Annotated in this window: 19 protein-coding genes; 4 read left to right on the forward strand and 15 right to left on the reverse strand. The window is 68.9% G+C overall.

The window, feature by feature from the left end; all coding sequences use genetic code 11:
• Nucleotides 1-165: 165 nt before the first annotated feature.
• Nucleotides 166-600 carry a dihydroneopterin aldolase gene (folB, locus tag FRZ61_RS04875; RefSeq protein ID WP_191909302.1) on the reverse strand — a complete coding sequence of 145 codons (435 nt, stop codon included), beginning with the start codon at nt 598-600 and terminating at the stop codon, nt 166-168.
• A 189-nt stretch (nt 601-789) separates the two neighbouring features.
• The gene (locus tag FRZ61_RS04880) at nt 790-1,569 is read right to left on the reverse strand and encodes an SDR family oxidoreductase (RefSeq protein ID WP_151115331.1); all 780 of its coding nucleotides are present in this window, start codon (nt 1,567-1,569) and stop codon (nt 790-792) included.
• A gap of 256 nt (nt 1,570-1,825) precedes the next feature.
• On the opposite strand from FRZ61_RS04880, the gene FRZ61_RS04885 reads away from it, so the two are divergent.
• The 3 genes from FRZ61_RS04885 (at nt 1,826) to FRZ61_RS04895 (ending at nt 4,335) form a co-directional block, all read left to right on the forward strand.
• The gene (locus FRZ61_RS04885) at nt 1,826-2,209 is read left to right on the forward strand and encodes a hypothetical protein (RefSeq protein ID WP_225309118.1); all 384 of its coding nucleotides are present in this window, start codon (nt 1,826-1,828) and stop codon (nt 2,207-2,209) included.
• Between the two features lie 151 nt (nt 2,210-2,360).
• Nucleotides 2,361-2,837: a cupin domain-containing protein gene (locus FRZ61_RS04890; RefSeq protein ID WP_151115333.1), complete on the forward strand. Its 477-nt coding sequence runs from the start codon at nt 2,361-2,363 to the stop codon at nt 2,835-2,837.
• Nucleotides 2,838-2,889: 52 nt separating this feature from the next.
• Nucleotides 2,890-4,335, forward strand: a complete 1,446-nt coding sequence (locus FRZ61_RS04895; RefSeq protein WP_151115335.1) for an NAD-dependent succinate-semialdehyde dehydrogenase — start codon at nt 2,890-2,892, stop codon at nt 4,333-4,335.
• 13 nt (nt 4,336-4,348) lie between these two features.
• Here the strand turns inward: FRZ61_RS04895 and FRZ61_RS04900 are convergent, their stop codons facing one another.
• Nucleotides 4,349-5,446 carry an LLM class flavin-dependent oxidoreductase gene (locus FRZ61_RS04900; RefSeq protein WP_151115337.1) on the reverse strand — a complete coding sequence of 366 codons (1,098 nt, stop codon included), beginning with the start codon at nt 5,444-5,446 and terminating at the stop codon, nt 4,349-4,351.
• 37 nt (nt 5,447-5,483) lie between these two features.
• Nucleotides 5,484-6,659 (reverse strand): acyl-CoA dehydrogenase family protein, encoded by a 1,176-nt coding sequence (locus FRZ61_RS04905; RefSeq protein ID WP_191909303.1) that lies wholly within the window; start codon nt 6,657-6,659, stop codon nt 5,484-5,486.
• Nucleotides 6,660-6,868: 209 nt separating this feature from the next.
• On the opposite strand from FRZ61_RS04905, the gene FRZ61_RS04910 reads away from it, so the two are divergent.
• Nucleotides 6,869-7,981 (forward strand): alkene reductase, encoded by a 1,113-nt coding sequence (locus FRZ61_RS04910; RefSeq protein ID WP_151115341.1) that lies wholly within the window; start codon nt 6,869-6,871, stop codon nt 7,979-7,981.
• 18 nt (nt 7,982-7,999) lie between these two features.
• Here FRZ61_RS04910 and FRZ61_RS04915 read toward each other — a convergent pair whose 3' ends face one another.
• The 11 genes from FRZ61_RS04915 to uvrB all read right to left on the reverse strand — a co-directional run bounded on the left by FRZ61_RS04915 (nt 8,000) and on the right by uvrB (nt 21,680).
• Complete coding sequence (locus FRZ61_RS04915; RefSeq protein ID WP_151115343.1) at nt 8,000-10,147, reverse strand: response regulator; 2,148 nt, start codon at nt 10,145-10,147, stop codon at nt 8,000-8,002.
• Between the two features lie 18 nt (nt 10,148-10,165).
• Nucleotides 10,166-11,194, reverse strand: a complete 1,029-nt coding sequence (gene cheB, locus FRZ61_RS04920; protein WP_151115345.1) for a chemotaxis-specific protein-glutamate methyltransferase CheB — start codon at nt 11,192-11,194, stop codon at nt 10,166-10,168.
• A gap of 13 nt (nt 11,195-11,207) precedes the next feature.
• Complete coding sequence (locus tag FRZ61_RS04925; protein WP_225309119.1) at nt 11,208-13,466, reverse strand: hybrid sensor histidine kinase/response regulator; 2,259 nt, start codon at nt 13,464-13,466, stop codon at nt 11,208-11,210.
• Between the two features lie 10 nt (nt 13,467-13,476).
• Nucleotides 13,477-14,943: a methyl-accepting chemotaxis protein gene (locus FRZ61_RS04930; RefSeq protein ID WP_225309120.1), complete on the reverse strand. Its 1,467-nt coding sequence runs from the start codon at nt 14,941-14,943 to the stop codon at nt 13,477-13,479.
• A gap of 9 nt (nt 14,944-14,952) precedes the next feature.
• On the reverse strand, nt 14,953-15,588 hold the full coding sequence (locus FRZ61_RS04935; protein ID WP_151115347.1) for a chemotaxis protein CheW: 636 nt from the start codon (nt 15,586-15,588) through the stop codon (nt 14,953-14,955).
• Nucleotides 15,585-17,057, reverse strand: coding sequence for a CheR family methyltransferase (locus FRZ61_RS04940; protein WP_151115349.1), 1,473 nt, complete (start codon nt 17,055-17,057; stop codon nt 15,585-15,587). The genes FRZ61_RS04935 and FRZ61_RS04940 overlap by 4 nt, the downstream gene beginning before the upstream one ends.
• Nucleotides 17,054-17,509: a chemotaxis protein CheW gene (locus tag FRZ61_RS04945; RefSeq protein WP_151115351.1), complete on the reverse strand. Its 456-nt coding sequence runs from the start codon at nt 17,507-17,509 to the stop codon at nt 17,054-17,056. Before FRZ61_RS04945 ends, FRZ61_RS04940 begins: the two co-directional genes overlap by 4 nt.
• A 298-nt stretch (nt 17,510-17,807) precedes the next feature.
• Nucleotides 17,808-18,404 (reverse strand): NAD(P)H oxidoreductase, encoded by a 597-nt coding sequence (locus tag FRZ61_RS04950; RefSeq protein WP_151115353.1) that lies wholly within the window; start codon nt 18,402-18,404, stop codon nt 17,808-17,810.
• Nucleotides 18,405-18,434: 30 nt separating this feature from the next.
• Nucleotides 18,435-18,863 (reverse strand): peptide-methionine (R)-S-oxide reductase MsrB, encoded by a 429-nt coding sequence (gene msrB / locus FRZ61_RS04955; protein ID WP_151115355.1) that lies wholly within the window; start codon nt 18,861-18,863, stop codon nt 18,435-18,437.
• 23 nt (nt 18,864-18,886) lie between these two features.
• A complete protein-coding gene (locus tag FRZ61_RS04960) occupies nt 18,887-19,285 on the reverse strand; it encodes an MAPEG family protein (RefSeq protein ID WP_151115357.1) in 399 nt (132 codons plus the stop codon).
• A 214-nt stretch (nt 19,286-19,499) separates the two neighbouring features.
• Nucleotides 19,500-21,680, reverse strand: a complete 2,181-nt coding sequence (gene uvrB, locus FRZ61_RS04965) for an excinuclease ABC subunit UvrB (protein WP_151120690.1) — start codon at nt 21,678-21,680, stop codon at nt 19,500-19,502.
• Nucleotides 21,681-21,703: the final 23 nt, after the last annotated feature.

Consider the following 21,703-nt stretch of genomic DNA (forward strand, 5'->3'; position numbering starts at 1 on the left):
CAGGCCCGCTGTGCACAACTTGAAGCCTTGGGGCCGATGTCAAGCCCTTAACCAATAGTTCCGCCATTTCAAAGGGTTCAAGGAAGCTCCCACATCCCGGATTATGCAGGCGGAGGCCGTCTCCGGGTTGTAATGCTCGCGCAAGGTAAACCGTGACGGTTTTGTTCAAGCGCCGGGACGGCGGCGCTCGATCTCGATGCCGACGCTCTCGGCTTCCGGAAACACGTCGAGCTTCTCGATCCGCACCTTGGCACTCTGGACGCGGCGATCGGCGAAGCACATCTCCGCGATCCGCTCGCACAGCGTCTCCACCAGATTCACGTGCCCGTGCCCGACCACATGTCTAATTCCTGTCATCAATTCGCCATAACAGACCGTCTTCTCCAGATCGTCGTTGATCGGCCCTTCGGCTTCGACCTCCAGCTCGAGATTGAGACGGATCCGCTGATTGGCCACGCGTTCATGTTGATGAACGCCGATCCGGGCCGACAGCACCAGGTCGCGGATGAACAGGCGCATCGGCACGCGCGCCGCTCGAGGGGCGGGAAAGGCGCTGATCACCTTCTTGCTCGCAGCGCTCTTCGGTTTGCTGATGGCCATGGCGGTCGCCCTATCTGTCGGTGAGATCGTTACTGATCGAGTCAGGATCCCGGGTCTGCCCCGGGAATGCCGGTCGCGCTGTCCCGCTTGGCTGCTGCCTCTGACGGCGAGGGGCTTCCTCGGGATTTGGGAAGCCGGTATCGCGGCGGAAAGGTCCGTTGCCGGCGCCGCGCACAGTAGCGCCGGGGCTTATTCCTGCGCAACAAAGCCGCGGGAGGGTACGGCCCAGCCCAGATGCTCGCCGCCGTCCAGCGCGATCATTTGGCCGGTCATGGAGGGCGCGGCCAGGATGAAGCGCAGCGCCTCGCAGATTTCCTGCGGCGTGGTGCCGCGCCCGAGCGGCATCGCGGCACATTGGCGCTCGAACTGCTCCGCAGTCTGGCGCGGGCTCGGCAAGGTCGGGCCGGGCCCGATGCCGTTCACCCGGATCCGCGGCGCCAGCGCCAGGGCGAGGGTGCGCGTCAGCGTCCACAAGCCCATCTTGCCGACCGTATAGGAGAGGAAATAGGGCGTCGGCTTCCAGACCCGCTGGTCGAGCATATTGACGATGTTGCCCGGCGCGCCGGCCGGGAGCTGTCGCGCGAAGGCCTGGCAGAGCACCAGCGGCGCCCGCAGGTTGGTCTCGATATGCGCGTCCCAGGAGGCGCGCGTCGCCGTGTCGATCTTGTCCATCTCGAACAGCGACGCGTTGTTGACCAGGAGCGAGAGCGGCCCCAGCGCGGCGCTCGCGCGCGGCAGCAGGCCTTCGACCTCGACCTCGCGCTGCAGGTCGGCATGCAGCGCCACCGCGCGTCCGCCGCCCTGCTGGATCGAGCGTGCCAACGCCTCGGCCTCGTCGCGCGAGCTGTTGTAGTGGATGGCGACGGCCCAGCCTTGCCGGGCGAGATCCTCGGCGATGGCGCGGCCGATGCGCTTGGCGGCGCCCGTCACGAGGGCCGTGCGGAGCGAAGCGGAGGGAGGATTCGTCATGGCCCGGAGAATGGCCCGGCCCCTTGCCGGTGGCAACCCTGCAGAGCCGCGGGGCGAGCCGGCAAGGCCCTGATCGCGCCGCGAGATTCAAGCCTGCCCGGCTCTGCGACCCGCATGGTATAAGACCGCAGGGGAAGAGCGAACGGCCGGAGCCGGGCGCAAGGGTGGGCGCTCGCGGTGCCGGAAGTTGCCGTCGGTTCGATGTCGCCCGGCCAGAGGGGAGGGCCGGAGGGACGCTGCAGAAGGGTGTGTCCGCATGATGCGATCTGTCGCTTCGCTTGCCCTTGTTCTTGCCCTCGGTCTCGCCGGCTGTGCCCAGTCCTACCAGCCGATCGTGGACACCAAGGGCGTCGATACCGCCAAGTATCAGCAGGATCTCTATGAATGCCGCCAATATGCCGAGCAGGTGAGCCCGGTGGGCGATGCCGCCACGGGTGGCCTGATCGGAGCCGCGGGCGGGGCCGCGCTGGGCGCCATCGTCGGCGCCTTCTCCGGCGGTGCCGGGACGGGCGCGGCGATCGGAGCGGCGACGGGCGGCGCTGTCGGTGCCGGTGCCGGGGGCGTCAGCGGCGTCAGCGAGCAGAAGCGCATCATCGACAACTGCCTGCGCGGGCGCGGCTACAACGTATTGAACAACTGACCCGAGAGCCGAGCCCGGTCATCCGCGGCGCGGCTGCGCAACGCCGTTTTGTTGCGGCCAGCTCAACAATTGATGGCTTGCACGGCGCTCCGCGGCCGGCTCACGATGAGTGGGGAGCGCTGCGCGCCCGAAGGAGGCGAAGGATCCGATCATGACCGAGACGTCCGCCGGGAAATGGCGCAGCGACGGCGTTCAAGTGATTCCGGGGTCGTCGCTCGATCCCAACACGGCCCAGACGCCGGGCATGTCGCGGGCGACGGCGATCAATTTCGCGCGCGCCGGCGCGCAGAAGATCTGGGCGGGCACGGTGACGATCGCGCCCAACGCCAAGACCGGGGCGCATCATCACGGTGCGCTCGAGAGCGTGATCTATGTGGTGCGCGGCAAGGCGCGGATGCGCTGGGGCGAGAAGCTGGAGTTCGTGGCCGAGGCCGGCCCCGGCGATTTCATCTTCATTCCGCCCTACGTGCCCCACCAGGAGATCAACGCCGATCCGGGCGAGAAGCTCGAATGCGTGCTGGTGCGCAGCGACCAGGAGCCGGTCGTGGTCAATCTCGACATCGAACCGGTCGAGAAGCCGGATGCCGTCGCCTGGATCGACCCGATCCATCGCCACCCGCACAAATGACGTGTCTGCTGCGCTCGTCAGGGCGGGGTTTCACTGAATCCAGGAGTAGATCATGAATGCCGAACGCGGCCGTGACATCCAGCTGCTGATCGATGGCGAGTTTCGGGCGGGCAGCTCGAACGACTGGCTTGCGATCGTGAACCCCGCGACCGAGGCGACCGTCGGCCGCCTCGCCGTCGCGACGAAGGCGGATCTCGACCGGGCACTGGCCGCCGCCGCGCGCGGCTTCGCGCAATGGCGCACGGTCTCGCCGTTCGAGCGCTCGAAGCTGCTGCGCCGCGCGGGCGACCTGATCCGGTCGCGCGCCGACGGCCTGGCCGAGGCGCTGACCGCGGAGCAGGGCAAGCCGCTGGCCGAGGCGCGCATCGAGATCATGACCTGCGGCGACATCCTCGACTGGTATGCGGAGGAAGGGCGGCGCACTTACGGCCGCACCATCCCGGCGCGCCTGCCGGGCGTGACGCAGATCGTGACACAGGAGCCGGTCGGCCCCGTCGCGGCCTTCAGCCCCTGGAACTTTCCGGCCTCGCAGGCGATGCGCAAGATCGCCGGCGCGCTCGCCGCCGGCTGCTCGATCATCATCAAGCCGCCGGAAGAGGCGCCGAGCGCGGCGCTCGCCTTCGGCGCGGCGCTGACCGAGGCCGGGGTGCCGGCCGGCGTGGTCAATATCGTGTTCGGCCGTCCGGCGGAGATCTCCGAGCATCTGATCCCTTCGCCGATCATCCGCAAGGTCTCCTTCACCGGCTCGGTGCCGGTCGGCAAGCATCTGGCGCAGCTCGCCGGCGCGCATATGAAGCCGGCCACGATGGAGCTCGGCGGCCATGCGCCGGTCCTGGTGTTCGACGATGTCGATCCGGCCAAGGCGGCGCAGATCCTGGTCGGCATGAAGTTCCGCAACGCCGGGCAGGTCTGCGTGTCGCCGACGCGCTTCTATGTGCAGGGCGACAGCTACCGACCCTTCCTCAAGGCCTTCGCCGGCGCGGCGCAGGCCTTGCGCGTGGGCGAGGGCCGCGATCCGCAATCGCAGATGGGACCGCTCGCCAACCGCCGCCGGCTCGACGCCGTCGAGAGCCTGGTGAACGACGCGGTCGCGGACGGTGCCAAGGTCGCCACGGGCGGCAAGCGCATCGGCAATCGCGGCTATTTCTACGCGCCCACCGTGCTGACCGATCTGCCGGCCTCGGCGCGGATCCTCTCGACCGAGCCCTTCGGCCCGGTCGCCCTGATCCAGCCCTTCGGCGATCCGGCCGAGGCGATCGAGAAAGCCAATGCCACCAGCTATGGGCTGGCTTCCTATGCCTTCACGAAATCCTCCGAACGGGCGGCGCTGGCAGCGGGCTCGCTGCAGTCCGGCATGGTCGGCATCAATCATTTCGGGGTGGGGCTGATCGAGACGCCGTTCGGCGGCATCAAGGACAGCGGCTACGGCCACGAAGGCGGCAGCGAAGGCCTCGCAGCCTATCTGGTGAAAAAGTTCGTCAGCCAGGCGCCGATCTGATCCGGCCGCGCCGTCACTCGGCGGCGCTGACGCCGCGGCTGCGCGCCCGGTCGGCGGCGAGCCGGCGGGTCAGCGGGATCAGTTCGCGGCCATAATCGATCGCGTCCTCCAGCGGATCGAAGCCGCGGATCAGGAAGGTCGTGACGCCGAGATCGAAATAATCGAGCAGGCCCTCGGCGACCTGCTCCGGCGTTCCCACCAGCGAGGTGCTGTTGCCGCGCGCGCCGGTCGCGGCGGCGGCGGCCGTCCAGAGGCGCTTGTCGAGGCGGGCGCCCTGGGCCGCCGCCGCCAGCAGGCGCTGCGAGCCGGTATTGGCGGGCTTGAGATCGGCCGCGCCGAGCCCGGCCTCTGCCCGCACGGCGCGGATGCGCTCGAGGATCTCGTCCGCCCGCTTCCAGGCCGCCTCTTCCGTGCCGGCCAGGATCGGCCGCAGCGAGAGGCTGAAGCGGACCTGCCGCCCATGCTTCGCCGCGGCGGCGCGCACCCGCGTGACGGTCTCGCGCACCTGTGCAAGGGTCTCGCCCCACAGCGCATAGATGTCCGCATGCTTGCCGGCGATCTCGACCGCCGCGTCGGAGGAGCCGCCGAAATAGACCGGGATCGACGGCGTCTGCAGCGGCTTCACCTGGGAGAAGGCGCCGTCGACCCGGTAATACTTGCCGCTGAAGTCGAAGGGCTTCTCGCTGGTCCAGGTCCGGCGCAGCAGCGTGACGAACTCGTCGGTGCGCTCATAGCGCTCGTCGTGGGTGAGATAGTCGCCGTCGCGGCGCTGCTCGGCATCGTCGCCGCCCGAGATGATATGGACTGCCACGCGCCCGCCGGTGACGTGATCGAGCGTGGCGAAGTTGCGCGCGGCATAGGTCGGCGCCACGAAGCCCGGGCGATGCGCGATCATCAGGCCCAGCCGTTGCGTGACGCTGGCGGCATAGGCGGCGATCTGGGCGCCATCGGGGGCGTCCGAATGATGCGCGACCAGGATGCGGTCGAACCCGGCCGCCTCATGCGCCTGCGCGAAGCGCCGGACATAGTCGAGATCGACGATCGGCCCGCGCGCCGGGATCGTCTCGGAGGCGAGGCGGTGGGCGATCATGCCGATGAAGTCGATGGTCATGGCGGTTTTTCCGGGGCTCTTTGGAAGGGGCGTCGCGTCAGGGGACCGGCGCCTCGAGATCGAGGGCCAGCCGTCCGCTCGCGATCCGTACCGAATCGTCCTGGGGTGTGTGGATGCGGCCGCAGACCACGTCGCGGAAATGGCGCTCCAGCGGCTCCTCGGTGGAAAGGCCGGGATTGCCGGAGAGCCTGACCGCGGTTTCGACGGCAGCGATCGCCTGGCTGGTCACGGTCAGCTTGATCTGGCCGCTTTCCGTGAGGCGGGGCGGATGGCCTTCGTCGGCGTCGCGGGCGGCGCTGCGCAGAAGACGCTTATTGACGTCGAGTAGCGTCTCGATCTCGCCGGCTGCCTCCTGGAAGCGCGGCAGGCTCGCGAGCGGCGCGCCCAGATTGGCCGGTGCGCGTGTCTGCAGAAATCGCAGGAACCATTGGCGGGCCGCCAGAGCGATGCCGTGATAGACCGCGGCCACCAGCAGCGTGTTCCACGCATAGACGGTCGGGTCCTGCGGATGCCAGGCGGCGGGGGCGCGGATATCGACGGCGTGATCCGCCGGAATCGCCACATCGCGCAGGATCACGTCATGGCTGGCCGAGGCCCGCATGCCGAGCTGGTTCCAACTTTCCCTGACTTCGATGCCGGGCGTGCCGCCGGGCACCAGGAACGTGCCGACCCTGGGGTCGGGCCCCTCGGTGTGGGCCCAGACCGCGAGCCAGGACAGGATGGGGATGCCGGTCGAGTAGATCTTGTGCCCGCTGAGGCTCCAGCCGTTCGCCGTTCGCCGCGCCACGGTCGCCGGCAGGCCGCCGCGCGCCGGCGTGCCCAGGGCGGGCTCGACCCTGAGCGCGTTGATCAGCGAGATCCCGGTCGCCGCTTCGCGGCCGAGCCGCTCCGCCCAGGCGGCGGGCCAGCTGCGTGCCGCCGTCGCGAGATGGATATAATGCATGGCGAGCACCAGCGCGGTCGAAGGCTCGCCCTGTGCGATGTCGCGGATCACGGCGACGGCATCCTCGAGCCCGCGGGCGTGGCCGCCGAAACGCTGCGGCGCATTGAGTGCCAGCAGGCCTTCCTGGGCGAGCCGGTCGAAATTCGCATGGGGAAAGCTCGGGGCCCGGTCGTGAGCGCCGGCGGTCAGGGCGAATTCCTCGCCGAGCCGGGCCGCGCGATGAACCGGCGATTCGACCTCGATGGACGGACTCGGGTGGGGCTTGGCCATGGGGACCATTGGAATGGGCCAATTTCGGGGATGGGGCCGTCACCGCCCCGCCCCAGAGAACGCGCTGGACGCCCGCGCCGTAAATCGAGCATTTCTTCTGCGGGCCTTGAGAAAATCTCGTTGGTCGCGACCGAGGCCAGCGTATTTAGAAGGCGGTGCGGCCGCGCCGGACGGCGCGTTCCTACGGCCTCTCTCAATGGGTTGGAACCATGGATCTTTTCACACCGGTCACGATCGGGCCGCTGAAACTGCCCAACCGCATCGTCATGGCGCCGATGACGCGCAACCGCGCCCGCGACGATCAGACGCCGACGGAGGCGATGGCGACCTACTATGCCCAGCGCGCCAGCGGCGGCCTGATCGTGACGGAGGCGAGCCAGGTCTCGCATCTGGGCGTCGGCTACCCGCGCACGCCCGGCATCCATAACGAGGCGCAGATCGAGGGCTGGCGCCGGGTGACCGACATGGTGCATGGCGCGGGCGGACGGATCTTCCTGCAGCTCTGGCATGCCGGCCGTGCCTCGCATCCCTCGCTGCTGCCGGACAGCGCCTTGCCGGTCGCGCCCTCGGCCATCGCGGCCCGGGGCAAGGCCTTTACGTTGCAGGGCCTGTTGCCTTTCCCGACGCCGCGAGCACTCGAGACGCGCGAGATCGCCGGGCTGGTCGCCGAGTTCGGCGCGGCCACCCAACGCGCACAGCTTGCCGGTTTCGACGGCGTCGAGATCCATGCCGGCAATGGTTATCTCATCGATCAGTTCCTCCGGGACGGCACCAACCGGCGCACCGACCGCTATGGCGGCGATGCCGCCGGTCGCGCGCGGTTCCTGCTCGAGATCGCCGAGGCGGTCATCGGCAACTGGAGCGCCGACCGGGTGGGCGTGCGCCTGTCGCCGGTGCAGAGCTTCAACGACATGAGCGATTCCGACCCCGCCGCCACCTTCGGCCATGTGGCCGCCGCCTTGGATCCGCTGGGGCTCGCCTATCTCCATGTGGTGGAGCCGGTCACCGGCAGCGAGGCCGGCCAGTTCCCGCCGGTCGCCCCGGGCCTGCGACGCGCTTTCAAGGGGCCGCTGATCCTCAATGGCGGCTACACCCATGCGCTGGCCCAGAAGGCGATCGCGGCGGGCGAGGCCGACCTGATCTCGTTCGGCGCGGCCTTCCTCGCCAATCCCGATCTGCCGGAGCGGCTGCGCCGCCGCACGCCGCTCAACCCGGCCGATCGCGCGACCTTCTATGGCGGCGACGAGCGCGGCTACACCGACTATCCGCCGCTGCCGGATACGGTCGCGGTGGAGGAAGGCGAGGGTCCCAGCCTGTCCTGACGGCGCCGGCCGGGCGCCTCAGCCGCGGTCGAGGATGGTCCGGATCTTCACCGCCAGGGCCCGCTTGCCGAAGGGCTTGGGCAGCAGATGGACGCCGGGGTCGAGGCGGCCGTGATGCACGACGGCATTCTCGGTATAGCCGGAGGTGAAGAGGATCTTGATGCCGGGCCAGCGGCGATGCACCTCGTCGGCGAGCTCGCGCCCCGAGAGCCCGCCCGGCATCACGATGTCGGTGAACAGCAGATCCACCTTCGGCGCCTTCTCCAGCGCGGCGATCGCGTCGGGGCCGTTGGCGGCCTCGACGACGGTGTAGCCGAGCGACTGCAGCAGGCCCACGACATATTCGCGCACCATCCCGTCGTCCTCGACCACCAGGATCGTCTCCTGGCCGCGCGGCTGGGCCGCCGTGTCCGACTGCGGGACCGCCGCCGCCTGCTCGGCCTCCGACAAGGCACGCGGCAGATACATCTTCACCACCGTGCCGTGGCCGATCTCGCTGTAGATCTTGATATGGCCGCCGGACTGCTTGACGAAGCCGTAGATCATGCTGAGGCCCAGCCCGGTCCCCTTGCCGACCTCCTTGGTCGTGAAGAAGGGCTCGAAGGCGCGGGCCTGGACCTCGGGCGTCATGCCCGTGCCCGTGTCCGTCACCGCCAGCATGACATACTGGCCCGGCTCCACATCGGCGTTGGCGACGGCATAGTCCTCGCTGAGCCGCGTGTTGGCGGTCTCGATCGTCAGCTTGCCGCCGTTCGGCATGGCGTCGCGGGCATTGACGGCCAGATTGAGGATCGCGGCCTCGATCTGCGCCGGGTCGGCGAAGCAGGGCCAGAGCCCGCCGGCCAGCACGCATTCGATCTCGATGGATTCGCCGAGCGTGCGCTGCAGCATGGCTTCCATGTTGGCGGCGAGACGGTTCATCTCCACCTTCCGCGGCTCCAGCGGCTGGCGCCGGCCGAAGGCGAGGAGCCGCCGCGTCAGGTCGCTGGCGCGCGAGGCGGCCTGGTCGATCGTCTGGATCTGGTGCCGGCGGGCCTCGTCGAGGTTGGGCGCCGCGCTCAGCATCTCCGTATAGCCGATGATCACCGTCAGCAGATTGTTGAAGTCGTGGGCGATCCCGCCCGTGAGCTGGCCGATCGCTTCCATCTTCTGCGCCTGGCGGAGCTGCTGCTCGAGCTGGCGGCGCTCGTCGATGTCGATCAGGACGCCGACATGGCCCAGATAGCGGCCGTCGGCCGAGAAGCGCGGGACCGAGGTGTCGAGGAACCAGCGGTATTTCCCCTCCTTGTCGCGCAGCTGATATTCGTCGACGCAGCTCGTCCGGTCCGCCACCATCTTGCGCTGGAGGCTCCTCGACGCCTCGCGATGGCTCGGATGCATGTTCTCGGCAAAGCCCTGGCCCAGCTCGTCGTTGAACTCGCGGCCCGAATATTCCAGCCAGCGCTTGTTGACGAAGATGCACTCGCCCTGGTCGTCCGACATCCACAGCAGCGCCGGCATGGTGTCCGCGATCGCGCGGAACCGGCTTTCGCTCTCGCGCAGCTCGTGGATCTTGTCGTTCAGCTGGAGGTTGGCTTTGCGCAGCTCGGCGGTGCGTTCGGCGACGCGCGCCTCCAGCTCCGTCTTCGCGGCGGCCAGGGCGGCCCGGTTCTCCTGCAGCTCGTTGTTGGCCCGGACCACGTCCTCGAAGGTCGAGATCAGGAGGTCGACGATCTGCTCCTTGTCGGAGGTGATGGTGAAGCGCTTGCCCAGGAAGGCGACCTCGACCCCGAGCTTGACCTTCCCGTCCTGGCGCAGCGACTTGCTCTCCAGCAGCGTGCGCACGCGATGGAGCAGCTCGCCCGTCTGGTAGGGCTTGGTCAGGAAGTTGTCGGCCCCGGAATCGAGGCCCTCGATGATGGCCATCGGATTGTCGAGCGTGGTCAGCAGGATCACCGGCGTCCGCTGCGAGGCCGGAAGCTGCTTGACCCTGCGGCAGAGCTCGTAGCCGGACTGCCCGGGCATCACGACGTCGGAGATGACCAGGTCGAACTGCTTCTCCTGCAGGACCGCCAGCGCTTCCTCGGCGCTGCCGGCATGCTCGACCGTGAAGCCCTCGCTTTCCAGGATCATCCGGAGCCGCTCCGCCTGGGTGGGGCTGTCTTCGACGATGAGGATCTCGACCATGCGGTACTCCGGATCTCCTTAGACCATGTCCAGCAACTGCGGCGCGATGGCGGGCAGGGGCAGGATCGCATCGACCTGATTGGCGGCAATGGCGGCGGCCGGCATGCCGAACACGACCGAGGTCGCCTCGTCCTGCGCGATGACGAACCCGCCGCGCTCGCGCACGAAGGACAGGCCGTCGACGCCGTCGCGGCCCATGCCGGTCAGGATGATGGCGGTGACCGCCCGCCCGGCCGCCTGGGCGACCGATTGAAAGAGGAACGTCGCCGAAGGGCGGAATCCGCCGAGGGGCGGTGCCGCCGAAAGCAGGACCGTCCAGTTCGGGAGCAACCCCAGGTGCCGGTTGTCCGGCGCGACATAGACGGTCCGGGGCTCCAGCGTCTCCTCGGCCTCCGCCACCTTCACCCGCAGCGAGCAGACCGTGTTGAGCCAGGTGGTGAAGCCGGCGATGAAGCCGCCGGCGATATGCTGCACGACCAGGATGGGGGCGGGGAATTCCGTCGGCAGCTGCCCCAGCAGGGTCTGGAGAGCGGCCGGCCCGCCGGTGGAGGCCGCGATGGCGACGACCCGGCTGTGCCGCTGCGGCCTGACCTCCGCCGTCGCGCGCGCCCGGGGTGCCGTGTCCCGCGTTCCCCAGTGGCGCACCACCTTGACCTCCGCCATCGCCTTGACGGTGGCGGCGAAGCGTTGCCGCTGCTCGCGCTCCGCCGCGGAGACCGGCTCGGGCGGTCGCGGCAGGACCGTGAGCGCGCCGGCACGAAGGGCCAGGATCGAGAGCTCGACCTGGCGTTCCGACGGCGCCGAGGAGACGATCACGATCGGCGTGGGCGCCTCGATCATGATCCGCTTCGTGGTGTCGAAACCGTTCATGCCCGGCCCGTCGATATCCATGACCACGACGTCGGGCCGCAGCCGCTTGGTCATGGCGACGAGGCTGTTGCCGTCGCCGGCCTCGCCGACTGTGGCGATCGCCGGGTCGGCCGAGAAGAGATCGAGCAGAAGGCGGCGACCGGTGACGGAGGAGTCGGCGAGGAGGATGCGGATCATGGCCTGGGTCCGCTCACAGCATCTGACGGATCGTCTCGATCAGCATCGTCTGATCGAAGGTGCTCTTCGGCAGATAGGCATTGGCGCCGACCTCCAGGCCCCGCGCCTTGTCGGATTCGGTTTCGCGGCCGGTGACGAGAATCACCGGCAGGCGGCGGAATCGCGCCGAGCCGCGGATCGTCGCGGTCAGCTCGAACCCGTCCATCCGCGGCATCTCCACATCGCTGACGACCAGGTCGGCGCCCTTCTCCTGCAGCAGGCGCCAGGCCTCGGCGCCATCCGACGCGACCGTCACCTCGTAGCCGGCCGCCTCGAGAATGCTTTTCTCCAGCGTGCGGGTGGTGACGGAATCGTCGGCCACGATCAGCCGCGGCCTGGTCACGGCCTGCGAGGCCTCGGGCAGGCTCGGCCGGCTCGGCAGATGGCGGGCCGCGCGATGCGCCAGATCGGCCGCGTTCAGGATCGGCGCCACCCGTCCGTTCGGGAGGACCAGCCCGCCCGTGACCTCCTTCAAGCCCGCCAGCCGCGGTCCCAGGCTCCGCACCATCGCTTCCTGCTCGGCGATCAGCTCGTCGACCAGCAGCACCACCCGCTGGCCGGCGACCGCAAGAAGGACCGCGGGGCGCTGGTGGCGGTCGCCCGCCGGTTCCGCCGGGGGCATGCCGAGAAGCTCCGAAAGGGCGACCACCGGCAGCGGCGGCCCGCCCAGGATCAGCACATCGCGCCCGTCGATCGAACGCAGATCGTCGGCGCGGATCCGCAGCAGCCGCTCGATCGACGCGTTGTCGAACGCCAGGGTCCGGCCCGAAGCCCTGACCAGCATCACGCGGATGGTCGTGAGCGTCAGGGGCAGCGTCATCGTGAACCGGGTGCCGCGGCCCGCCTCGAAGGCGACATCGACGCCGCCGCGCATGGTTTCCGCCTGCGTCTTGACGGCATCCAGCCCGACGCCGCGGCCGGAAATCTCGGTGACGATCGGGGCCGTCGAGAAGCCGGGCAGGAAGATATGCTGCGCGAGCTCGCGGTCGTCCGCCGTCTCGGGAATGTTCTTCTCTCGGGCGCGTTCGCGGATGGCCGCTATATCGAGCCCGGCACCATCGTCGGCGACCGTGACCTCCACCCGGGCGCCGCGCAGCGCCGCGGCGACGGTGACGCGGCCCCGGCTCGGCTTGCCGCGCGCGCGGCGGACGGAAGGCAGCTCGACTCCGTGGTCCATGGCGTTGCGCACGAGGTGCAGGAGCGGATCCTTCAGCCCCTCGAGCACCGATCGGTCGAGCTCGATCTCGGCGCCGTTGATCGCCAGCTCCGCCTCCTTGCCGCTGCTCTTCGCGAGATCGCGCACCACGCGCTCCAGCCCTTCGCAGGCCTCGGCGAAGGGCAGCAGGCGGGCCCGGCGGACCTCGGAATCGAGCATGCCGGTGGCGCGCTCGAAGACCCGCCGGTCGGCGACCAGGCCGCCGGCGAGGCGCTGAAGATCCTGCTCGATGCGATGCATGGCCTCGGTCGCGCGCCGGAACGCGGCCGTCGAGCGCGGCGAAACGCCCGGGCGCCGCTCGGCGGCGGCCGGAGCGGCGGAAGGCTCCGTGCCCGAGCCCTCCCGCAGCAGGCGCTCCATGGCGCGTTCGACCGTCCGCCAGTCGGATCGCCAGCGCTTGACGGTCTCGAGCGTGCCGGCGGCATCGGCCGCGCGTGCCGCGGCGCCGCGTTGCGCCACCATGAGCTCGCCGCTATAGGCCATGAGCGCGTCGAGCTTCTCGGCCGGAATCCGCACCAGCCGGTCGGAGAGCGGGCGCTCATCGACCGCCGCGGCCGGCCGGGCGGGCGGCTCGGAGGGAGCAGGCGGGCGGGGCCGGGTCGGCTCCTTGGCCGTCTTGCCGGCCAGCGCCGTATCGAGGCGCTGCAGCGGCTGAGCCAGGGTCTGGGCGTCGAGATCCTTCTGCGCGCGAAGCTGCTTCACCATGTCGTCGATCGCGTCGACGATCGCGAACAGGGCCCGGAACAGGTCCGCATCGATGGAACGCCCATCGACGGCGGTGGCGAACAGCTCCTCCAGCTTGTGGCAGGCGGTCTCGATCGCCGGCACCGTCACCGCATGGGCCGCTCCCTTCAGGCTGTGGGCGGTGCGGAACAGGGTCTTCAAGGTCGCGCCGCGATCGGCTGCCGCAGGTTGCTTTTCCAGCTCCAGCAAGCCGCGGTTCAGCGCCTGGACATGTTCCTCGGCTTCGCCGAGGAAGGTCTTCATCAGGCGGGCGATGAGGGCGTCGTTTTCCAAGGGGCCGGGCTCAGCGTCCGCCGTTGACGAGCAGCCGCAGCTTCGCGCTCAGCAGGTCCAGGTCCTGCGCGGCGCGCTCGGTCTGCCGGGTCGACACCAGATTCTGGTTGGCGACCTGGTTGATGTTCTTCATGGCCTGGTGGATCTGCGCCATCCCCGTCGCCTGCTGCCCGACGGAGGCCGAGATCTGCGCCGCGAGCTGCGCCGCCTCGGTGATGGTCTCGGCCAGCGCCCGGATCGTATCGCCGGCCCGGCCCACCACCAGGATCGCCTCGTTGACGTTGCGGGTACCTTCCTCGGTCCGCATCACCGCGCCGTTGGTCGCCTTCTGGATGTCGCCCAGGATCTGGCGGATCTGCGCCGTCGCCTTCTTGGACTGGTCGGCCAGCGACTTGACCTCGCCGGCGACGACGGCGAAGCCGCGGCCGTGCTCGCCGGCGCGCGACGCCTCGATGGCGGCGTTGAGTGCCAGGAGGTTGGTCTGCTCCGCGATCTCGTTGACCGTGGCGATGATGTCGCCGATCGACTGCGCCTGCTCGGCCAGCCCCAAGATCCCTTCGGCGATGGATTCCGACTGCTCCTTGACCTTGCCCATCACGGTGACGGCTTCGTCCACGGCCCGCCGCCCGGCCTTGCCGCTCTCGACCGAGCGCTGGGCGGCCTCGGAAACGGCTTTCGAGCGCTGTGCCGCCTGATCGGAAGTCTGCGTCACCTCGTCCACCGTGCTGACGGTTTCGGCGACGGCCGCCGCCTGCTCCTGCGAGCCCGAGGCGAGCTGCGTGGTGGCGGCCAGGATCTCGGCGGTCGCCGAGGCGAGGTTGCCGACCGCCGTGGTCACCGGGATCGTGATGCTGCGCAGGATGAAGAAGCCGGCCAACAGCATCAGGGCGACCGCGATCAGCGTTCCATAGATGATGCTGTCGAAGGTGGACTGCGCGGTATCCGCGGCGACCTTGTCCCGCCCCGTCTGCAGCATCGCTTCCTCGTCATCCATGTCCTTGAGGATGCCGCGGGCGTCGTCCATGAGCGCCTTGACGGTGCCGGCCTTGACCAGGCTCATGGCGCCATCCAGACCGGAGCTGCGTCGCGCATCGACCGTTTCCGCAAAGCGGTCGAACAGCGTCTTGGTCGTGTCGCGCAGCTTCTGCAGGCGTGCCTGCTGGTTGGGATTGTCCGCGGTCAGCGCGGTGACATCGGCCAGCGCCGCATCGAAGGCTTGCCTTCCGCTCTGGTAGGGATCCAGGAAGCTCTCGTCGCCGGTCAGCAGGTAGCCGCGCTCGCCGGTTTCCATGTCGATCAGGCCGGTCTTCACCTCGCCGATGGCCTTCTCGACCTCGAGCGAGTGGCGGGCGATGGCACGAGCGGTCATCAGGTCGCTCGTGTTGCTGTAGGACACCGCGCCGATGATAAGCAGGAACAGGAGGGCGAGGCCGAATCCAGTGCCGATCTTCGCCCTTATAGACAAGGTTTGCAGCATTCCATCCCCCTATGGCTGGCGCGGCCGCGCCTGGCGGTCCGGCGCCACGAACAGACGGCGATCCTTCAGCAGCGCCGCCCCATCGATCACGATCAAGGCCGTCTCGGTCACGCCCAGCCGGAGATCGGACGGCTGGCCCGGTGCGAAATCCGTCGATGTCAGAAGGCTCGGGGCCGGCAGCTCCACGGTCTCATGGAACTCCGTCACCGCGGCGCCCAGATCGGCGAACGCCTCGCCCAGGATAAGAACCCAGCTCGCCTCTTCTGGCGTCGTATGGCCGATACCGAAGAGGCGGCGAAGATCGGCGATCGGCAGGATGTCGCCGCGAAGATTGACGAGCCCCAGGAAGAGATCGGCAGCGCCCGGTATCGGCGCGACCTCGTTCACACGGACGGCTTCGCGCACATAGCGGGCTTCGATCGCGTAGCGCTCCGTTCCCAGGGAGAAGACGACGAGCTTGAGGCCGTCCCCGACCTCCGTCCGGTCGGAAAGCGGCTGCGCCAGGGCCCGGGCGCGCTGGTCCAGCGTGGCCCGCGCTTGCTCGCCTGCCGGTTCGTGGGGCTCGAGTGCGGCGGCGGACCGCGCCAGCCGCTCGCGTACCCGAGCCCAGTCTATCGACGATCTCTGCTCGTTCGAATCCGTCACGGCCGCCCGCCCTGGTCATCGCCGATCAGCGCCAGTTGCGCTTTTGCGGCCGCCGTCAGTCGTCCGGCCGTCTCGCCCTCCGACAAGGGCACGGCCTCGTCCGCCGCTTTTCCGGCGGCCAGATCGCGGCCTCGGCGGTAGGCGCGCCGTGCGCCCGCCAGATCGCCGATCCGGCGCAGAACAGAGCCGAGCGCCAGATGGGCGACCGCCAGCGAGCGGTCCAGATAGAGCGTCCGTTGCAGGGCCCGCTCCGCTTCCTCGTTGCGATCGAGACCGATCAGGAGCATGGCATGGAGAAAATGCAGCTCGGCCGTCAGCGGATGGGCGGCAATCGCGGCGCCGGCGAGCTTCTCGGCTTCCAGCGCGTCGCCGCTGTTGGCCAGGGCCTGCAGATGAAGCACGGCGGCGTGCGGGTCGGCCGCCCGCGAACGCCGCGTGAGCTCGATGACCTTGGCATGGTCCCCACGCGCGGCGGCGGCCCGCGCTTGCGCAAGAAGATCCGCCGTCTCCGCTGCCGGAGGGGCCTGGTCGCGATCCGGTGGCGGCGCCGGTTTGCGGTCCCACGACGCCGGGGGAGCCGGTTTCGGCGGTTCCGGCGGCCATTCCAGCTTTTGAGCCCAGCCGCGGAGGGTGGAACGCGGACGCCGCTCATGCCGATAGAACACGCCGGCCGGCGTCACCATGATCTCGTGCGGGCCTTCCTCCTGATAGACGGGATCGGACGGACCCATGATCAGCACGCCGCCGTCGGCGAGGGAATCGATCAGCGCGCGCATGACGCGCCGGCCCGTCTCGCGGTCGAAATAGATCAGGACGTTGCGGCACAGGATCAGATCCATGCCCCAGGCGCCGCTGGCGAGGGAGGGGTAGTGGTCGAGCGCCAGGTTCAGATATTCGAAATTGACCTTCTGGCGGAACCGCTCGGCCAGGAGCAGCCGGTCGCCGCCGCGCCGGAAATAGCGGTCGGCCAGCATCCCATCGTCGCCGCGCAGGGACCAGGAGCCGTAGCTCGCAGCGCGGGCGCGCGCCAGCGCCGCACGCGATATATCGGTCGCGAGGATGGTGAAGCGCTGATCGACCATCTCCTGCTCGAACAGGATGGCCAGCGAATAGGCCTCCTCCCCGGAGGCGCAGCCGGCACTCCAGGCGCGGATGGCGTGGTCGTGGCCGTGGCGGCGACGTATCTGCGGCAGAAGCTCGTGGCGGATGAACTCGAACTGGCCGGGGTCGCGGAAGAAATAGGTCTCGCCGACGGTGAGCTCGGTGATGAAATCGTCCAGCGGCAGGCGCTGGCTGCCCAGGAGCTGCCGGCACAGCGCGACATCGTCGATGCCGGCCTTCGTCATCACCCGACGGATACCCGCCTCCGCGTCGTGGCGGCGATGGGGATTGAAATAGAGCCCCGTGCGTGCCTGGAGCCAGCCGGCAACCGCTTCATAGGCCGGATCGGTCCATGCGTCCGGTGTCATGCCGGGGCCTCGGTCTCGACCAGCGCGTCGATCGCGTCCGCCTCGGCGGCCGAGAGGAAGGCCTGGAGGTTGTGGATGAGCACGAGGCCATCGGGCAGCTTGGCCACCCCGGCCACGAGATCGGCCCTGGTGCCGATCGATGCGGGATTCTCGATCAGGCCGGGGTCGATGGCGATGAAATCCATCGCCCCCTCGACCCGCAGCGCCACGAGGCGGGGACCGGCACGCGCGACGATCAGCCGGTCGGCCGCCGACAGGGGCTTGGCGGGAAGGTTGAAGCGCGCGCGGATATCGAGGACGGGGACGAGCCTGCCCCGGAGATTGATCACGCCTTCGACAATGGCGGGCGCGCGCGGCAACGCGGCCATGGTGACCGCCCGCACCACCTGATCGACATCGGTGCCGATCAGGCCATAACGCTGCCCGCTCAGAAGAAAAACGAGGACGTCCATGAGCCGCCCTTCTCAGTGCCCCGCTTGTCCTGGCCTAGATCAATTTCCCTTTACCGGCCCTCGGTTCAATGGAGGTTCCAATGCCCGACCCTAGGGCACAACCTGACCAACTGGGTATCTTTCAAAAGTGATTAACAAGATGTTAAGGTTATTGGTTCCCTGCGATTCGGCCTGAAAATCCGCAAGCGAGAACGGGCGACCGTTCTCTCGCGGCGGTCGCGGGCGGCCACGCCGGATCGGCGCAATCCGAGCGAGGGCGGCCGGAGCCGGGGAAGGGGGCCGAGGGCGGGAAAAGCGCCTAGCGCGCCGCGACGGGTGCGCCGGCCGGCAGGAAATCGCGCCCCAGCACGCGGGCCTGCCGCAGCAGCGCCTGGCTCGCGGCATCGCTCTCGGTCGAGTTGAGCAGCAGCTCGAGCCGCCCGTTCTGCACGCCGCAATAGTCGAGGATGCCCTGGACCAGCTGGGTCTCCATGGCGCCGCGATAGCCGCGCGGGCCGTCATAGGTTTTGTTCCCGCCGGCAGCGAGGCCGATCAGGAGCCCGTGCTGGAGCGCGAGCCGGCTTTCGTCATAGGCCCAGCCGCGATTCCAGACTCGATCGATCCAGCCCTTGAGCATCGCCGGAAAGGACCACCACCAGACCGGAAAGACCATCGCGATCGCCTGATGGCGTTCGACTCGGGCCTGCTCGGCCAGCACCGCATCGGAATAGCGCTTGGTCGCGTCGTCCCAATCCGGCTCGTCGGGCGGCAGGACCAGGGGATCGAAGCCCTCGGCATAGAGGTCGGCCAGCTCGCCGCCATGGCCGCTCTCGGCCAGCCCGGCACGAAACTCTCGAGCGACGGCCGCCGTCAGGGAATCGCGGCGCGGATGGCAGAGCACGGTCAGGACTTGCATGCGCGCGGATTCCCTCTCGGTGACGGCCGGTTACTTCTTCTTCTCGTCTTTCGGCTCGAAGGTCAAGGAAGCGGAGTTGATGCAGAAGCGCAGGCCTGTCGGCGCCGGCCCGTCCGGGAACACATGGCCCAGATGCGCCGCGCAGCGCGCGCAATGCACTTCGGTGCGGACCATCATGTGGCTGCGGTCGATCTGGGTCTCGACGACGTCCTTGCTCTCGGGCTGGGTGAAGCTCGGCCAGCCGCAGCCGGAATCGAACTTGTCGTCGGATTCGAACAGCAGCTCGCCGCAGCAGACGCAGCGATAGCGCCCGGTCTCGTGATTGTCCCAGTACGCGCCGGTGAAGGCGCGCTCGGTGCCCTGCTGCCGGGTGACGCGATACTGTTCCGGCGTCAGCTCCTGGCGCCATTCGGCGTCTGATTTCTGGATCTTCGGGGCCTTGGTGCCGCTCTCGGTCATGATGAACCTCCTCGGGTGCAAGCTCAGGACAGAAGCCGGTCGATCACGCCGACGAGCGCGCCCAGCAGCAGCATGATACAGGCCGCCGCCGCTATCACGAAACCGGGCCCGCGCGTCGCCGGATCGCGGAAATAGGCGACGAGGTAGAAAATCCGTCCGGCAACCCAGACCGCGCCCAGCAGCGCCGCCCAGACCGGCGACAGGAACAGGGCGAACAGCCAGAGCGAGGCCAGGAACGGCACGAGCTGCTCCAGCGTGTTCGCCTGGATGCGCAGGGCACGCTTGAATTCCTCAGGCCCCTCGGTCGAGGGCGCCACGACGCGATGCTTGGCCCGCATCCGGCTCGCCAGCGCGAAGCTCGCGAGATAGACGAGCAAGGCCGCGATCGTCGCCAGGGCGGGCCATGCGTAGGGGTCAGCCATCGGATTGCGCGTTCCTGGGTGGGTTGCCGTGCCCTAGAGATAAGGAGCCGGGTCGCGGTTGCGAGTCACGAGCGGGTGACCCGGCCATGACTCCCCTCCCCCGGAACGGGGGAGGGCGAGGGAGGGGGCTGCTCGCTGTCGAAGATCGCGCAGCCCCCTTCCCAACCTTCCCCCGAAGACGGGGGAAGGGACAATCATTACCTCTACCCGGCAGCTACCGCCGCCCGCGGCCGCGGAACCCGCCGCGCTTCGGCCGCCCGGCCTTCGGTGCGCCGGCGGGTCGGTCCCAGGGGGTGAGGGCGGGCTCGGCCGCCTTGGGCAGGCGCGCGCGGGGCGTCTTGGCCGGCTCGCCGGCGCGGCCCGCGATCGAGCGCGGGGCGGGCGAGCCGTCGGCGGGGATCTCCAGATCGATCGCCTCCAGGCGGCGGATCTCGTCGCGCAGCCGGGCCGCTTCCTCGAACTCGAGATCGGCCGCGGCGGTGCGCATGCGCTTCTCGAGATCAGCGAGGGTCGTCTGCAGGTTATGGCCGATATGGTGGAGCGCGTCCTTGTCGCCGGTCGTGACCGTGACATGGTCGCGCTCATAGACGCTCTCGAGGATGTCGGAGATCGACTTCTTCACGGATTCCGGGGTGATGCCGTGCGCCGCGTTCCAGGCGGTCTGCTTGTCGCGGCGGCGCTGCGTCTCCGAGAGGGCCACCTCCATGGACTTGGTCATCACGTCGGCATAGAGGATCACGCGGCCTTCGACGTTGCGCGCGGCACGGCCGATGGTCTGGATCAGCGAGGTCTGCGAGCGCAGATAGCCTTCCTTGTCGGCGTCGAGGATGGCGACCAGCGCGCATTCGGGAATGTCGAGGCCCTCGCGCAGCAGGTTGATGCCGATCAGCACGTCGAAGGCCCCGAGCCTCAGGTCGCGGATGATCTCGATGCGCTCCAGCGTCTCGACGTCGGAATGGATGTAGCGCACGCGCACGCCGGCCTCGTGCATATATTCCGTCAGGTCCTCGGCCATGCGCTTGGTCAGGGTCGTGATCAGCACGCGCTGGCCCTTGGCGGCGGCGGCCTTGCATTCGGCGATCACGTCGTCGACCTGGGTCTCGGTCGGGCGGATGATGCAGGGCGGATCGATCAGGCCGGTCGGGCGGATCACCTGCTCGGCGAAGACGCCATGGGTGCGCTCCATCTCCCAGGGGCCGGGCGTGGCCGAGACATAGACCGACTGCGGCCGCATCTGGTCCCACTCCTCGAACTTGAGCGGACGGTTGTCGATGCAGGAAGGCAGGCGGAAGCCGTATTCCGAGAGCGTCGATTTGCGTTGATAGTCGCCGCGGAACATGCCGCCCACCTGGGGCACCGTCACATGGCTTTCGTCGACGATGAGGAGCGCATCGGCGGGGATATATTCGAACAGGGTGGGCGGCGGCTCGCCGGGCCTGCGGCCGGTCAGGTAGCGGGAATAGTTCTCGATGCCGGCGCAGGAGCCGGTCGCCGCCATCATCTCGATGTCGAACTGGGTCCGCTGCTCCAGCCGCTGCGCCTCCAGCAGCTTGCCCGATTGGGCGAACTCCTCAAGCCGTAGCTTGAGGTCCACCTTGATCTGCTCGATCGCCTGGTTGAGCGTCGGCTTCGGCGTCACATAGTGGCTGTTGGCGTAGATCTTGATCTCGTTGAGCGCTGCCGTGCGCTCGCCGGTCAGGGGATCGAACTCGACGATGCTCTCGACCTCGTCGCCGAACAGCGACAGCCGCCAGGCGCGGTCCTCCAGGTGGGCCGGAAAGATCTCGATCGAATCGCCGCGCACGCGGAAGGCGCCGCGCTGGAAGGCGGCGTCGTTGCGCTTGTACTGGATCTCGACCAGGCGGCGCAGCAGCTCCTGGCGCTGCAGGAACTCGCCCTTCTTGATCGTGATCGTCATGGTCGAATAGGTCTCGGGCGAGCCGATGCCGTAGATGCAGGAGACCGACGCGACGATCACCACGTCGCGCCGCTCGAACAGCGCCCGCGTCGCCGAGTGGCGCATGCGGTCGATCTGCTCGTTGATCGAGCTTTCCTTCTCGATATAGGTGTCGGTGCGCGGGACGTAGGCTTCCGGCTGGTAGTAGTCGTAATAGGAGACGAAATACTCGACCGCGTTCTCCGGGAAGAAGCTCTTCATCTCGCCATAGAGCTGGGCCGCCAGCGTCTTGTTCGGCGCGAGGATCAGGGTCGGGCGCTGCAGGCGCTGGATCACATGCGCCATGGTGTAGGTCTTGCCCGAGCCGGTGACGCCCAGCAGCACCTGGTCGCGCTCGCCCTGGAGCAGGCCGTCGCTGAGCTGGGCGATCGCCTGCGGCTGGTCGCCCGCCGGCGCGAAGGGCGAGACGAGCTTGAAGGGCGTGCCGTCGCCGGCCATCGGGCGCTCGAGCACGATCGGGT

It is taken from the genome of Hypericibacter adhaerens (assembly GCF_008728835.1).
Taxonomy (GTDB): Bacteria; Pseudomonadota; Alphaproteobacteria; order Dongiales; family Dongiaceae; genus Hypericibacter; species Hypericibacter adhaerens.